Origin of the sequence: Pseudomonas sp. NPDC087029, from assembly GCF_044745345.1 — a bacterium.
Taxonomy (GTDB): domain Bacteria; phylum Pseudomonadota; class Gammaproteobacteria; order Pseudomonadales; family Pseudomonadaceae; genus Aquipseudomonas; species Aquipseudomonas faucium.
Map to the genome: position 1 here is coordinate 172407 of NZ_JBIVAB010000003.1, position 14001 is coordinate 186407.

The 14001-nt window shown below is 65.8% G+C and carries 12 protein-coding genes; 8 read left to right on the forward strand and 4 right to left on the reverse strand.

All coding sequences use genetic code 11. The features are described from left to right. The first annotated feature begins 11 nt into the window (after positions 1-11). The gene (locus ACIPG5_RS06630; RefSeq protein WP_401373895.1) at positions 12-899 is read left to right on the forward strand and encodes a LysR family transcriptional regulator; all 888 of its coding nucleotides are present in this window, start codon (positions 12-14) and stop codon (positions 897-899) included. Between the two features lie 3 nt (positions 900-902). On the opposite strand, the gene ACIPG5_RS06635 is transcribed toward ACIPG5_RS06630, so the two are convergent. After that, positions 903-1754 (reverse strand): phage tail protein, encoded by an 852-nt coding sequence (locus ACIPG5_RS06635; protein WP_401373897.1) that lies wholly within the window; start codon positions 1752-1754, stop codon positions 903-905. Positions 1755-1865: 111 nt separating this feature from the next. After that, complete coding sequence (locus ACIPG5_RS06640) at positions 1866-2639, reverse strand: helix-turn-helix domain-containing protein (protein WP_401373899.1); 774 nt, start codon at positions 2637-2639, stop codon at positions 1866-1868. Between the two features lie 380 nt (positions 2640-3019). On the opposite strand from ACIPG5_RS06640, the gene ACIPG5_RS06645 reads away from it, so the two are divergent. The 5 genes from ACIPG5_RS06645 (at position 3020) to ACIPG5_RS06665 (ending at position 9558) form a co-directional block, all read left to right on the forward strand. After that, positions 3020-4636: an APC family permease gene (locus ACIPG5_RS06645; RefSeq protein ID WP_176517033.1), complete on the forward strand. Its 1617-nt coding sequence runs from the start codon at positions 3020-3022 to the stop codon at positions 4634-4636. A 23-nt stretch (positions 4637-4659) separates the two neighbouring features. Next, positions 4660-5586 carry a 4-hydroxyproline epimerase gene (locus ACIPG5_RS06650; protein WP_401373901.1) on the forward strand — a complete coding sequence of 309 codons (927 nt, stop codon included), beginning with the start codon at positions 4660-4662 and terminating at the stop codon, positions 5584-5586. 54 nt (positions 5587-5640) lie between these two features. Further along, positions 5641-6588: a dihydrodipicolinate synthase family protein gene (locus ACIPG5_RS06655; RefSeq protein WP_176517030.1), complete on the forward strand. Its 948-nt coding sequence runs from the start codon at positions 5641-5643 to the stop codon at positions 6586-6588. 138 nt (positions 6589-6726) lie between these two features. Beyond that, on the forward strand, positions 6727-8304 hold the full coding sequence (locus ACIPG5_RS06660; RefSeq protein ID WP_401373904.1) for an aldehyde dehydrogenase (NADP(+)): 1578 nt from the start codon (positions 6727-6729) through the stop codon (positions 8302-8304). 3 nt (positions 8305-8307) lie between these two features. Next, the gene (locus ACIPG5_RS06665; protein WP_401373906.1) at positions 8308-9558 is read left to right on the forward strand and encodes an NAD(P)/FAD-dependent oxidoreductase; all 1251 of its coding nucleotides are present in this window, start codon (positions 8308-8310) and stop codon (positions 9556-9558) included. 116 nt (positions 9559-9674) lie between these two features. On the opposite strand, the gene xenA is transcribed toward ACIPG5_RS06665, so the two are convergent. Then, on the reverse strand, positions 9675-10766 hold the full coding sequence (xenA, locus tag ACIPG5_RS06670) for an NADH:flavin oxidoreductase/NADH oxidase (RefSeq protein WP_236238435.1): 1092 nt from the start codon (positions 10764-10766) through the stop codon (positions 9675-9677). A 52-nt stretch (positions 10767-10818) separates the two neighbouring features. Here xenA and ACIPG5_RS06675 point away from each other — a divergent pair, with 52 nt between their 5' ends. After that, positions 10819-11154, forward strand: coding sequence for a helix-turn-helix transcriptional regulator (locus ACIPG5_RS06675; RefSeq protein WP_176518279.1), 336 nt, complete (start codon positions 10819-10821; stop codon positions 11152-11154). A gap of 169 nt (positions 11155-11323) precedes the next feature. Here ACIPG5_RS06675 and mqo read toward each other — a convergent pair whose 3' ends face one another. Then, positions 11324-12961, reverse strand: a complete 1638-nt coding sequence (mqo, locus tag ACIPG5_RS06680; RefSeq protein ID WP_236193580.1) for a malate dehydrogenase (quinone) — start codon at positions 12959-12961, stop codon at positions 11324-11326. Positions 12962-13304: 343 nt separating this feature from the next. Here mqo and ACIPG5_RS06685 point away from each other — a divergent pair, with 343 nt between their 5' ends. Beyond that, a complete protein-coding gene (locus tag ACIPG5_RS06685) occupies positions 13305-13922 on the forward strand; it encodes a LysE family transporter (protein WP_401373908.1) in 618 nt (205 codons plus the stop codon). Positions 13923-14001: the final 79 nt, after the last annotated feature.

A 14001-nucleotide genomic window follows, 5' to 3' on the forward strand; every position in this document is an offset into this window, starting at 1 on the left:
CAGGCAGCCCCATGGACATCAAGCAGCTCAAGTTCCTCATCGCCCTCGACCAGACCCGCCACTTCGGCCAGGCCGCGGCGCTGTGCCACATCACCCAGCCGACCCTGTCCATGCGCCTGCGCAACCTGGAGGACGAGCTGGACCTGATGCTGGTAAAGCGCGGCCAGCGCTTCGAGGGTTTCACCGAAGCCGGCGAGCGCATCCTGGCCTGGGCCCGCACCCTGCTCGCCGCCCATGACGGCCTGCAAGCCGAGGCCGCCAGTTGCCGCGGCCAGGTGGTCGGCAGCCTGCGCCTGGGCAGCGTGCCCCTGGCCAGCTTCAACACCATGAACCTGCTGATGCCGCTGCGCGAAAAATACCCCGAGCTGCATTTCCAGCTCAGCACCCACAGCACCGAGCAGATCATGGACGGCCTGAGCCGCAACCAGCTGGACCTTGGCATCTGCTACCTGGACCAGGTCAACGCCGGCTTCTTCGAAGTGATCGAACTGGGCACCACCACCATGGGCCTGCTGTACGACACCCGGCACTTCCAGCTCGATGCCGCCGAACTGCAATGGAGCGAACTGGCCAACCTGCCGCTGGGGCTGCTGAGCAAGGGCATGCACTACCGCCAGTCGCTGGACCTGAGCTTGCGCAGCCGGGGGCTGGAGCCTATGGCCGTGCTGGAAAGCGACTCCAGCTTCCAGCTGGTCCAGGCCATCACCGCCGGCGTGTGCTGCGCGGTGATGCCGCTGAACTTCGGCCTCGAAGACCTGAGCGAACACCTGCGCATCATCCCCATCGCCGACGCCAGCATCCACAGCCCGGTCGGCCTGCTGCTGCGCCGCAGCGAGCCGCGTTCGGCGATTGCCGAGCAGTGCTTTGACGAGGCGCGTGCGCTTTTTGGGCCCGGCTGATTATCAGGACTTGATAATTGCCAGCATGGCTACGTTGCGGGGGCGGGTGACGCCGGAGTAGCCGCGATCACCCAGCAGGCCTGGCAAGGGGTAATTCACAGTGGCGTCCACCCCACCTAGGGAAACAGTTGCATAGTCAGCGGTCGAGTAGCTGTCTACACCCAATGCGATCTGCGATGCAGGCCCTGTGGTCTGCGTGGTCGATGCGCTCCAGATACCATTGGCTTTGCTCTGCGTGGTGTCAAAGGGATAGAGGCTACCCTTCTGCCCGCTACCGAACACCCTGCCCTCATCCACGCCTCGACCTCCGTCATGACCACGAATGAACTCACCGCGCAAATCAGGAAGCTTGAAGGTGCTCAGGCCATCGCCTTCACCATAAGTTGTGCCAATGGCGGTGAAAAGCGCTGTGTATTCAGTGCGTGAAACCAGCGATCCATCGGCTTTGAGCCAGCCCACCGGGACGGAGTTGGCGGCAGTGTATTTGATATCGCCTGGCGCTACACCCGAAAACCCGATCAATTGACCGAGCGTCACCGCCTGCTGGCTGTGAACGGCATCGGCCACTTGCTGAGTACCTCCGTCACAGCTCAACAGAATCCAGCACAGCGCCCCTTCGTTGAGCAGCGGGCCTAGGTAGGACATCAGTGTCACATTGCCTCCGGCCACGATTTCATTGCCTTGCAGAAGCTTGCCACCCAGGCCATAGATCGGCGCGGCTGGCAGGCCATCAGGGGCGTAGGTCGCCTCTGCTGGATTGGTGCTGGTGGCCCGGAAGTATTGGGTGACGCCATTGGTGGTAGGGAGTACCGGAAATGGCAGCGAATTCTGGGCAGCGTATTGAGTCGTCATCATGATCATCCTGTATCAAATGTGTTTGAGAGCGGGCCAAAGCGGTCCGCTTGCATACACGATATGCATCCATGCATAGCTAGTCAATGCATATAAGCATAAATTTCCACATTGCTATATGCACGTCGCCTGGCGGTACTGCCGCGGGGTAAACCCCGTCAATTGCTTGAACTGCCGGCTGAAGGCGCTGTGGTCGGTGTAGCCGCACTGCAGTGCCACCTCGGTGATCGGCAGCTCGCTGTGCAGCAGGCGGTGGGCGTTTTCCAGGCGGGCCTTGTGGATCATCTGCCGCGGCGTGAGGTGGAACACCCGCTTGCAGTAGCGCTCCAGTTGCGCCACGGAAATCCCGGCGATGCGGGTGAGTTCACCCATGCTGATCGGCTGGTGAAAGTGCTGGCGGATGTGTTCGTCCACCGCGGCCAGGCGCTGGTAGGCGGGGTGGGTGTCGGCGGCTGACTGCAGGTCGACGGAGATGCCGACCAGGCCGATGATCTCGCCCGCGGGGTTGTGCAGCGGGCGCTTGTGGGTCAGGCACCAGCCGGGTTCGCGGCTGCCATACAGGTGAAGCTCCAGCTGGTCTTCGAGCACCAGGCCCTGTTGCAGCACCCGGCGATCCTGTTCGGTGTAGCCGGGGCCCAGTTGCGCCGGGAAGACTTCGGCGCTGGTCTTGCCCAGCAGCGGCTGCAGGCGCTTGAGGCCGCAGCGCTGCACCAGCGTGGTGTTGGCCAGTACGTAGCGGGCGTGCGGGTCCTTGATGAAGATCGCGGCGTTGGGGATGGCGTCGAGAATCGGCAGCAGCAGAGAGACGCTGGCCAGCAGGGTCTCGAGCGTCGCGGGGCGGTGCTCGGCGAGGTTGTGGTACAGGGTTGCCAGGGGCTCGGTTGTCATCTGTCGGTTCTCTGTTGTCTTTACCGCCGCCATCGCCGGCACGCCGGCTCCCACAGGGTCACGGGTTCACAAGACCCAAGGTCCAGGATCACAGGTGGGAGCCGGCTTGCCGGCGATGGCGCCAGCACGCCCAACACATCTCTCCAGCCCTTCCCCTACAGGCCCTCCAGCCTATCCAGCGGGCCCACCCGGCCACCAGCCTTTTCTGCAACTGTGCCGATTTCGTCATCCTCCCTGCAGAAAACCATCAAGAACCCCCACCCCCGCCAGGTTCACTCTATGCCCCACGCAAGCCGCCCCATGCCTACAAGAGCGCGGCCGCAACGCCGCATCACGTGACATCAGACCTGCCTATCCAAAACCTACAAAAAGGCGCACCCATGTCAGGCAAATTCAAGAAACAGCTGTCATTGCTCGACCTCACCTTCATCGGCCTCGGCGCCATCTTCGGCTCCGGCTGGCTGTTCGCCGCCAGCCACGTGTCGGCCATCGCCGGCCCGGCCGGGATCCTGTCCTGGTTCCTCGGCGGCTTTGCCGTGCTGCTGCTGGGCATCGTCTACTGCGAGCTTGGCGCGGCCCTGCCGCGTGCCGGCGGCGTGGTGCGCTACCCGGTGTATTCCCACGGCCCGCTGCTCGGCTACCTGATGGGCTTCATCACGCTGATCGCCTTCTCCAGCCTGATCGCCATCGAAGTGGTCGCCTCCCGCCAGTACGCCGCGGCGTGGTTTCCCGGGCTGACCAAGGCCGGCTCCAGCGACCCCACCGTGCTCGGCTGGCTGGTGCAGTTCGCCTTGCTGGGACTGTTCTTCTTCCTCAACTACCGCAGCGTGAAGACCTTCGCCAAGGCCAACAACCTGATCAGCGTGTTCAAGTTCATCGTGCCGCTGCTGGTGATCGGCGTGCTGTTCACCTTCTTCAAGCCGGAAAACTTCGAGGTCCAGGGGTTTGCCCCGTTCGGCCTGTCCGGTGTGGAAATGGCAGTGTCGGCCGGCGGCATCATCTTCGCCTACCTGGGCCTGACGCCGATCATCTCGGTGGCCAGCGAAGTGAAGAACCCGCAGCGCACCATCCCGATCGCGCTGATCCTCTCGGTGCTGCTGTCCACCGCGATCTACGCCCTGCTGCAACTGGCCTTCCTGGGCAGCGTGCCGACCGAGATGCTGAGCAACGGCTGGGCCGCCGTGACCAAGGAACTGGCCCTGCCCTACCGTGACATCGCCCTGGCCCTGGGCGTGGGCTGGCTGGCCTACCTGGTGGTGGCCGATGCGGTGATCTCGCCCAGCGGCTGCGGCAACATCTACATGAACGCCACCCCGCGGGTGATCTATGGCTGGGCGCAGACCGGCACCTTCTTCCGCTACTTCACCCGCATCGACGCGCAATCCGGCATCCCGCGCCCTGCCCTGTGGCTGACCTTCGGCCTGTCGGTGTTCTGGACCCTGCCGTTCCCGTCCTGGGAAGCGCTGATCAACGTGGTGTCCGCCGCCCTGGTGCTGAGCTACGCCGTGGCCCCGGTCACCGTTGCCGCCCTGCGCCGCAATGCACCGGACATGCCGCGCCCGTTCCGGGTCATGGGCATGGGCGTGCTCGGCCCGCTGTCGTTCATCATCGCCGCGCTGATCGTCTACTGGTCTGGCTGGAACACCGTGTCGTGGCTGCTGGCGCTGCAGATCGTGATGTTCGTGCTGTACCTGCTGTGCGCCCGTTTCGTGCCCACCCAGCACCTGTCGCTGGCCCAGCAAGTGCGCTCCTCGGCCTGGCTGATCGGCTTCTACGCCGTGACCATCCTGCTGTCCTGGCTGGGCAGCTTCGGCGGCCTGGGCGTGCTTGCCCACCCGTTCGACACCCTCGCCGTGGCCGCCTGTGCCCTGGGCATCTACTACTGGGGCGCCGCCACCGGCGTGCCGGCTCACCTGGTGCGCCTGGAAGGCGAAGACGAAAGCGAAGCCAGCGGCGAAAGCTACGCCGGCCAGCGCCCTGCCGCCGTCGCCTCCTGACCTTCTCTGAAATGGACATGCCCATGAAACACGTTCATGTGATCGACTCCCACACCGGCGGCGAACCTACCCGCCTGGTGCTCAAAGGCTTCCCCACCCTCACCGGCCGCAGCATGGCCGAGCAGCGCGACGAGCTGCGCGAACTGCACGACCACTGGCGCCGCGCCTGCCTGCTGGAGCCCCGCGGCAACGACGTGCTGGTCGGCGCATTGTATTGCCCGGCGGTGTCGGCCGATGCCACCTGCGGGGTGATCTTCTTCAACAACGCCGGCTACCTGAACATGTGCGGCCACGGCACCATCGGCCTGGTCGCCTCGCTGCAGTACCTGGGCCTGATCCAGCCGGGCGAGCACAAGATCGACACCCCGGTCGGCCAGGTCACCGCCACCCTGCATGAAGACGGCGCGGTCACGGTCGGCAACGTGCCGGCCTACCGCTACCGCCAGCAGGTAGCGGTCGAAGTGCCAGGCCACGGCGTGGTCCACGGCGACATCGCCTGGGGCGGCAACTGGTTCTTCCTGGTGTCCGAGCACGGCCAGCACATCGAACTGGCCAACCGCCAAGCCCTCACCGAGTACACCTGGGCCATGCTCAAGGCGCTCGAAGCCCAGGGCATCACCGGCGAACACGGCGCATTGATCGACCATGTCGAGCTGTTCGCCGATGACCCCAACGCAAACAGCCGCAACTTCGTCATGTGCCCCGGCAAGGCCTACGACCGCTCCCCCTGCGGCACCGGCACCAGCGCCAAGCTGGCCTGCCTGGCCGCCGACGGCAAGCTCGCCGAGGGCCAGACCTGGGTCCAGGCGAGCATCACCGGCAGCCAGTTCCACGGCCGCTACCAGCGCGAAGGCGCGCACATTCGCCCGTTCATCACCGGCCGCGCCTACATGACCGCCGACAGCACCCTGCTGATCGACGAACAGGATCCGTTTGCCTGGGGCATCTGAGCGCCCGAGGCCTTTTCTTCGCCACCTGACTGAATACTGCAAGGAGTGACACCCATGAGCGACAACATCTTCACCGGCTGCATGCCCGCCCTGATGACCCCGTGCACCGCCGCCCGCACCCCGGACTTCGACGCCCTGGTACGCAAGGGCCGCGAGCTGATCGAAGCGGGCATGAGCGCGGTGGTGTACTGCGGCTCGATGGGCGACTGGCCGCTGCTGACCGAGGCCGAACGCCAGGAAGGCGTGGCGCGCCTGGTGGCCGCCGGCATCCCGACCATCGTCGGCACCGGTGCGGTGAACACCCGCGAAGCCGTGGCCCACGCTGCCCACGCGGCCAAGGTCGGCGCCGCCGGCTTGATGGTCATCCCCCGCGTGCTGTCGCGCGGCGCCTCGCTGATCGCCCAGAAGCACCACTTCTCGGCCATTCTCGCGGCCGCGCCGAAATTGCCGGCGGTGATCTACAACAGCCCCTACTACGGCTTCGCCACCCGCGCCGACCTGTTCTTCGAACTGCGCCGCGAATACCCGAACCTGATCGGCTTCAAGGAGTTCGGCGGTGGCGCCGACCTGCGCTACGCCGCCGAGCACATCACCTCCAAGGATGACGACGTGACCCTGATGGTCGGCGTCGACACCCAGGTGGTGCACGGCTTCGTCAACTGCAACGCCACCGGCGCCATCACCGGCATCGGCAACGCCCTGCCGCGCGAAGTGCTGCAGCTGGTGAGCCTGAGCAAGCAGGCGGCCAAGGGCGATGCCCGCGCCCGCCGCCAGGCCCGCGAGCTGGAGTCGGCGCTGGCGGTGCTGTCGTCGTTCGATGAAGGTTGCGACCTGGTGCTGTACTACAAGCACCTGATGGTGCTCAACGGCGACAGCGAGTACAGCCTGCATTTCAATGAGACCGACGTGCTCACCGATGCCCAGCGCAACTACGCCGAGCAGCAGTACGCGCTGTTCCGCAGCTGGTACGCCAACTGGTCGGCCGAGCAGAACCTGGCCTGATTCGAGGGCCGCAGTGCACCCCCATCGCCGGCAAGCCGGCTCCCACATGAAACCTGCAATGACCTTGTGGGAGCCGGCTTGCCGGCGATGGGCCGCTCAGCGGCCCGCTTTCTCGAACCCCCGCATTAAGGACGCCCCATGACCCTGACAGGCAACCTGCTGATCGGCCAGCGCGCCGTGCCCGGCAGCCAAGCAGCCATCCACGCCATCGACCCGGCCACCAACCAGAAGCTCGAACCCGCTTACGCCGGCGGCACCGGCGAACACGTGGCCCAGGCCTGCGCCCTGGCCTGGGCAGCGTTCGCCCCCTATCGCGAAACGTCGCTGGAGCAGCGTGCGGCATTTCTTGAAACCATCGCCGAGCAAATCGAAGCGCTCGGCGATGCCCTGATCGACCGCGCCGTGGCCGAAAGCGGCCTGCCCAAGGCACGCATCCAGGGCGAGCGCGGCCGTACCTGCACGCAACTGCGCAGCTTCGCCCGCGTGGTGCGCGACGGTGAATGGCTGGATGTGCGCATCGACAATCGCCAGCCAGAGCGCCAGCCCCTGCCCCGCGCCGACCTGCGCCAGCGCCAGGTGGCCCTGGGCCCGGTCGCCGTGTTCGGCGCCAGCAACTTCCCCCTGGCCTTCTCGGTGGCCGGTGGCGACACCGCCTCGGCACTGGCGGCCGGCTGCCCGGTGGTGGTCAAGGCCCACGGCGCCCACCCCGGCACCAGCGAGCTGGTCGGCCAGGCCGTGGCGCGCGCCGTGAAGCTGTGCGGCTTGCCTGAAGGCGTGTTCTCGCTGCTGTATGGCGCGGGGCGTGAAGTCGGCATTGCCCTGGTCAGCGACCCACGCATCAAGGCGGTCGGCTTCACCGGCTCGCGCAGCGGCGGCATCGCCTTGTGCCAGGCCGCCCAGGCGCGGCCGGAGCCGATTCCGGTGTATGCCGAGATGAGCTCGATCAACCCGGTGTTCCTCTTCGACGCGGCGCTGCAAGCCCGTGGCGAATCGCTGGCGCAAGGCTTCGTCGCCTCGCTCACCCAGGGCGCGGGCCAGTTCTGCACCAACCCCGGCCTGGTCATCGCCCGCCAAGGGCCGGCGCTGCAGCGCTTCATTGCCGCCGCCAGCGAGCACGTTGCCCAGGCTGCGGCGCAAACCATGCTGACGCCTGGCATCTACAGTGCCTATGCCGCCGGCACCGCCGCCCTGGCCGACAACGCCAACGCCCAGGTCGCGGCCGCCGGCCAGCCGCCGCAAGGCCCCAACCAGTGCCAGGCGCAGCTGTTCGTCACCCAGGCCAGTGCGTTTCTCGCCGACCCGGCGCTGCAGGCCGAAGTGTTCGGCGCCGCCTCGCTGGTGGTGGCGTGTGCCAGCGACGAGCAGGTGCGCCAGGTTGCCGAGCACCTGGAGGGCCAGCTGACCGCCACCCTGCAACTGGATGACGGCGACCTGGACAGCGCCCGCGCCCTGCTGCCGACCTTGGAGCGCAAGGCCGGGCGCATCCTGGTCAATGGTTGGCCAACCGGTGTGGAAGTGTGCGATGCGATGGTCCACGGCGGGCCGTTCCCGGCCACCTCCGATGCCCGCAGCACCTCGGTGGGCACGGCGGCGATCCTGCGTTTCCTGCGCCCGGTGTGCTACCAGGACTTCCCGGACGCCTTGCTGCCGCAGGCGTTGAAGCACGGCAACCCGCTGCAGCTGCAGCGCTTGCTCGACGGCAAGCGGGAACGCTGAACCATGCGCGATGCCTCCTTTGAAACCGATATTGCCGTGGTCGGCGCCGGCATCGTCGGCGTCGCCTGCGCCCTGCAACTGGCCCGCCAGGGCCGCCGGGTGCTGCTGATCGACCGCCAGGCACCGGGCCACGGCGCGTCCTACGGCAATGCGGGGCACCTGGCTACCGAGCAGGTGTTCCCCATCGCTGACCTGTCGATCCTCAAGCGCCTGCCGCGCATGCTGCTGGACCCGATGGGCCCGCTGCGCCTTGACTGGAAGTACCTGCCCAAGGCCCTGCCCTGGTTCACTCGGCTGCTGCTCAACCTGCGCCCGGCGCCGTTCCAGCGCAGCGTGGCCGGCATCCGCACGCTGAACGAAGGCAGCCTTGGCGCCTGGCAGCGTTTGCTCGGGTCGATCGGGCGCAGCGACTTGTTCAAGGAGGATGGCTCGCTGCTGGTGTTCGAGCGGCCCGAGTCGCGCCGGGCGCTGGACGCCTTGCGCGCGCGCATGCAGCAGCAGGGCGTGGCGGTGGACATGTGGTCGGGTGATGCCGTGCATGCGGCGGCGCCGCAGTTGAGTGCATCGATCCTGGGTGGCTTGTTCTTCCCGCAGACCGGGCATTTTCTCGACCCCTACCGGGTGGTTTGCGAACTGTTCGAGGCGGCCAAGGCCAGTGGCGTGCGGTTCGTGCAGGCGCAGGTCGATGGCGGGCACCTGGACGCCAACGGCGTCAAGCTCAGCAGTGACCAGGGCACTGTCAGTGCGCGCCAGGTGCTGGTCAGTTGTGGCGCCCACTCCGCGCAACTGACGGCGGCACTGACCGGCAAGCGTGTGCCGCTGGACACCGAACGTGGCTACCACCTGATGTTGCCAGGCGAGCATCAGCGCCTGCCGTTTGCGGTCACCTCGCTGGAGCGCAAGTTCATCATGACGCCGATGGCGGGCGGGCTGCGGCTGGCGGGCACGGTGGAGTTCGCAGGGTTGGAGGCCCCGCCGAGCATGCAGCGGGCGTGGCAGTTGCACCGGCTGAGCAAGGGGCTGTTCACGCGGGAGCTGGGGATGGAGGGGGCGACGCCGTGGATGGGGTTCAGGCCTTCGCTGCCGGATTCGCTGCCGGTGATCGACCGGGTGTGTGATGGGCGGGTGCTGCTGGCGTTCGGGCATCAGCACCTGGGGCTGACCCAGGCGGCGGTGACGGCGCAGTGGGTGGGACGATTGGCTGAGCAGGAACAGGTGGCGGGGGTGGCGGCTTACCGGATCGATCGGTTTTGAGGGGCCGCTGCGCGACCCCATCGCCGGCAAGCCGGCTCCCACAGGTACAGCGCAGTAATTGCTCTGTGAGAGCCGGCTTGCCGGCGATGGGGCTGCGCAGCAGCCCCTACGGTCACTCAGCGATAACGCTCAAGCCAATGCGCATACGGCGCCGGCAAGGTCCAGGAAGCCTTGTCCACACCCAGCTCCTTGGCCGCCGCATACGGCCAATGCGGGTCGGCCAGGTGCGCACGCCCCACCGACACCAGGTCAAGCTGGCTGGCCTGCAGCGCCGCCTCGGCCAACTGCGGCGTACCAAAGCCCCACGCCGAGGTCACCGGCAACCCCGCCTCGCGCCGCACGCGCTCGGCAATCGGCCCCATGAACGCCGGGCCCCACGGGATGTTGGTATCCGGGATGGTGAAGCCCACGCTGACACTCAGCAGGTCCAGGCCACCGGCCTTGAACAGGCGCGCCAGTTCGATGGACTCCTCCAGCGTCTGCTCATCCCGCCCGTCATATTCCAGCACGCCGAAACGCGCGGTCAGCGGCAGGTTTTCCGGCCACACCTCACGCACCGCCGCCAGGGTTTCCAGCAGGAAGCGGCTACGGTTCTCGAAGCTGCCGCCATAGGCATCGGTGCGCTGGTTGGAGTGCTCGGAGAAGAAGCTCTGGCCCAGGTAGCCGTGGGCAAAGTGCAGCTCGATCCACTCGAAACCGGCGTCACGCGCACGGCGGGCGGCATCGACGAAGTCCTGCTTGACCCGGGCGATGTCGGCCAGGGTCATTTCCCGCGGCACTTTCGGCAGGTGCGCGCCGAAGGCGATGGCCGACGGGGCGATGGTTTCCCAGCCACGGGCATCGTCGGCGGCGATGTGGTCGTCACCTTCCCACGGGCGGTTGGCGCTGGCCTTGCGCCCGGCGTGGGCGATCTGGATGCCCGGCACCGAACCTGCGGCCTTGATCGCCTGCACCACCGGCACGAAGGCCTGGGCATGGGCGTCGCTCCAGATACCGGCGCAGCCGGGGGTGATGCGCCCTTCCGGCGCCACCGCGGTGGCCTCGACCACCACCAGCCCCGCGCCACCGCGGGCCAGGCCCGCCAGGTGCACGTGGTGCCAGTCGTTGATCATGCCGTCCTCGGCCATGTACTGGCACATCGGCGGAATGGCGATGCGGTTGCGCAGGGTAACGTCCTTGAGGGTATAGGGTTGGAACAATGCAGACATGGGCAGACTCCGTAGGGTCATCTGAATACGATTGTTCGATCATATTCGAACTATGGCAATTTGTGAAACCCCCGTTATCATGGCGACCATGCGAGCCTACACACACCCCAACCCCGAAGACCTGATCCTGGAGCGCGTGCTCTATGCGCTGAGCGACCCCGTGCGCCTGGAAATCGTGCGCCACCTGGCGGGCGTGGCCGAGGCCAGTTGCGGCGAGCTGGACGGCGGCCGGCCGAAATCGAGCATGTCGCACCACTTTCGCGTGTTGCGCGATGCCGGGCTGGTGCATACCCGCAATGTCGGCACCACCCACATGAATTCGCTGCGCAGCGAAATGCTCGACGAGCGCTTTCCCGGCTTGCTGGAGTGCCTCCTGCGCCAGCAGTGATCCGGTGCTGGCCTCTTCGCGGGGCAAACCCGCTCCCACCGATTCACCTCAGCTTGCCTGCCATGTGCGATACCTGTGGGAGCCGGCTTGCCGGCGATAGGGCCGCCACAGGCAAAAAAAACCACGAGGTCACCCCCGTGGTTTTTTTCGATCACAACAAGGCCGCAGCTTACAGCGCCATGTCGTTCTCAGGTTTGCTTTCAACCGGCTGGGTCACGCCAGTGCTGGTGCCGACGCTCTGGTCGATCACCGGCGGCTTTTCCAGCTGCAGGACTTCAGCGGTGTAGTTCCACTCTTTCTGGGTAGCCGCTGCCGAATCATTCAGCTTGGTGCCGTAGCTCGGCACGATCTCTTTGATCTTGGCTTGCCACTCAGGCGTCGCGACCTTTTCCTTGAACACGGTTTCCAGCACGTTCAGCATGATCGGCGCCGCAGTCGAGGCACCTGGCGATGCACCCAGCAGGCCTGCGATGGTGCGGTCTTGCGAGGCTACCACTTCGGTGCCCAGCTTGAGCACGCCGCCCTTCTCTTCGTCACGCTTGATGATCTGCACGCGCTGGCCGGCCTGCCACAGTTTCCAGTCTTCCTTCTTGGCGTTCGGGAAGTAGGTGCGCAGGGCTTCGAAGCGGTCGTCGTCCGACAGCATCAGCTGGCCGGCGAGGTACTCGACCAGCGGGTACTGCTCGATACCGACCTTGGTCATCGGCCACACGTTGTGCGGGGTGGTGGTGCTCAGCAGGTCCAGGTACGAGCCGTTCTTCAGGAACTTGGTCGAGAAGGTGGCGAATGGCCCGAACAGGATCACGCGCTTGCCGTCCAGCACGCGGGTGTCCAGGTGCGGAACCGACATGGGCGGTGCACCGGTCGAGGCGATGCCGTAGGCCTTGGCCATGTGCTGCATGGCGATGGTCGGGTTCTCGGTCACCAGGAACGAGCCGCCTACCGGGAAGCCTGCGTATTCCTTGGCCTCGGGGATGCCCGACTTCTGCAGCAGCTTCAGCGCGCCGCCACCGGCACCGATGAACAGGAACTTGGCGTCGGTGGCCGATTCGGTACCGTCCTTCAGGTTCTTGTACTCGACGTGCCAGGAGCCGTCCTTGTTGCGGGTGATGTCCTGGACTTCGCTGGACAGTTGCAGGGTGAACTTGTCCTGGGTCTTCAGGTGGCCGACGAACTGGCGGGTGATCTCGCCGAAGTTGACGTCGGTGCCGATTGGCGTCCAGGTCACGGCCAGCTTCTGGTTAGGGTCGCGGCCTTCCATCATCAGCGGGACCCACTTGGCGATCTGCGCGTGGTCCTCGGAGTACTGCATCGGGCGGAACAGCGGGCTCGCCTGCAGTGCGTCGTAACGCTTCTTGAGGAACTTGATGTTGTCATCGCCCCAGACGAAGCTCATGTGCGGGGTGGTGTTGATGAACGAGTGCGGGTTCTTCAGCACGCCCTGACGGACCTGCCACGACCAGAACTGGCGGGAGATCTGGAAGGCTTCGTTGATTTCGATGGCCTTGGCGATGTTGACGTTGCCGTCTTTGTCTTCCGGGGTGTAGTTCAGCTCGGCCAGCGCGGAGTGGCCGGTACCGGCGTTGTTCCAGCCATTGGAGCTTTCTTCGGCCACGCCATCGAGGCGCTCGACCATTTCCATCGACCAGCTTGGCTCCAGCTCGTGCAGCCACACGGCCAGGGTGGAACTCATGATGCCGCCGCCGACCAGCAGCACATCGACTTTCTTGGTTTCTGCGGCGTGCGCTTGCATGAAGCTCGCAGCGACAGCCAGACCCAGCAAGGTCTTGCCAGCTTTCTTGAACATTGATCAATTCCAGTCTGTAGAACGGAGGACGGGCCTGTGGCTGGCCCAGGTGTTTCATGTTCTTCCGCGCAGGCTTGTTATGGTCATTGTTCAGCGGCCAGAGAACCAGAAAACGACCCAGGCTATTGTCGAATTGACCGACAGGGCTGAATCGTTTCGCTGATTGTATTCTGAAATGCCAGCACAAACAAATTGCCGGCCACGGCGTCAAGACGGCAGGTTGCCTCAGCGGCAGGTTGTCACGCTTGATTGCGCCGAGTGACCGATCGAGCAGTTGAAATGCCGGTGGCGGCAGACGATAGTCAAGGCTTCGGCCACCGCACTGCCCTACAGGAGTTCTCCCATGCTCGGCGTCACCGACTACGGCGCGTTCGTCATCGCCTTCATCATCATGCTGGCCATTCCCGGGCCTGGTAACTTCGCCCTGATCACCGCCACCGGCAAGGGCGGCATCAAGGCCGGCCTGGCGGCAACCTGCGGGGTGATTGTCGGTGACCAGGTGCTGCTGTGGCTGGCGGTAGCGGGCGTTGCCGCCCTGCTCGTGGCCTACCCCGCCGCGTTCCACCTGGTGCAGTGGGCGGGTGCGGCGTACCTGGCCTACCTCGGCCTGCGCATGCTGCTGAGCAAACCCGGCGGCGCACCGCGCGTCAGCCGCATGGACAGCGGCCACTACCTGCGCCAGACCCTGCTGATCACCCTGCTCAACCCCAAGGCGATCATGTTCTACATGGCCTTCTTCCCGCTGTTCGTCGACCCGGTTAAGCACCAGGGGCTGGTGACCTTTGGCTTCATGGCCGCGACCGTGGCGGTGGTGACCTTTCTGTACGGGTTGATTGCGGTGGTGCTGACCCACCACCTGGCCGAGCGCATGCGCGCCAACCCGCGCATTGCCAACCTGTTCGAACGCTTGGCGGGGGCTTGCCTGGTGGGGTTCGGGATCAAGCTGGCGGCGATGCGCTGAGGGTTGCAGGGCAGTCCGATGTGCATATGTGGCACAATGCCACCAAGGAAAAATGGAAGCACTAGAAAATGCTCGCCGG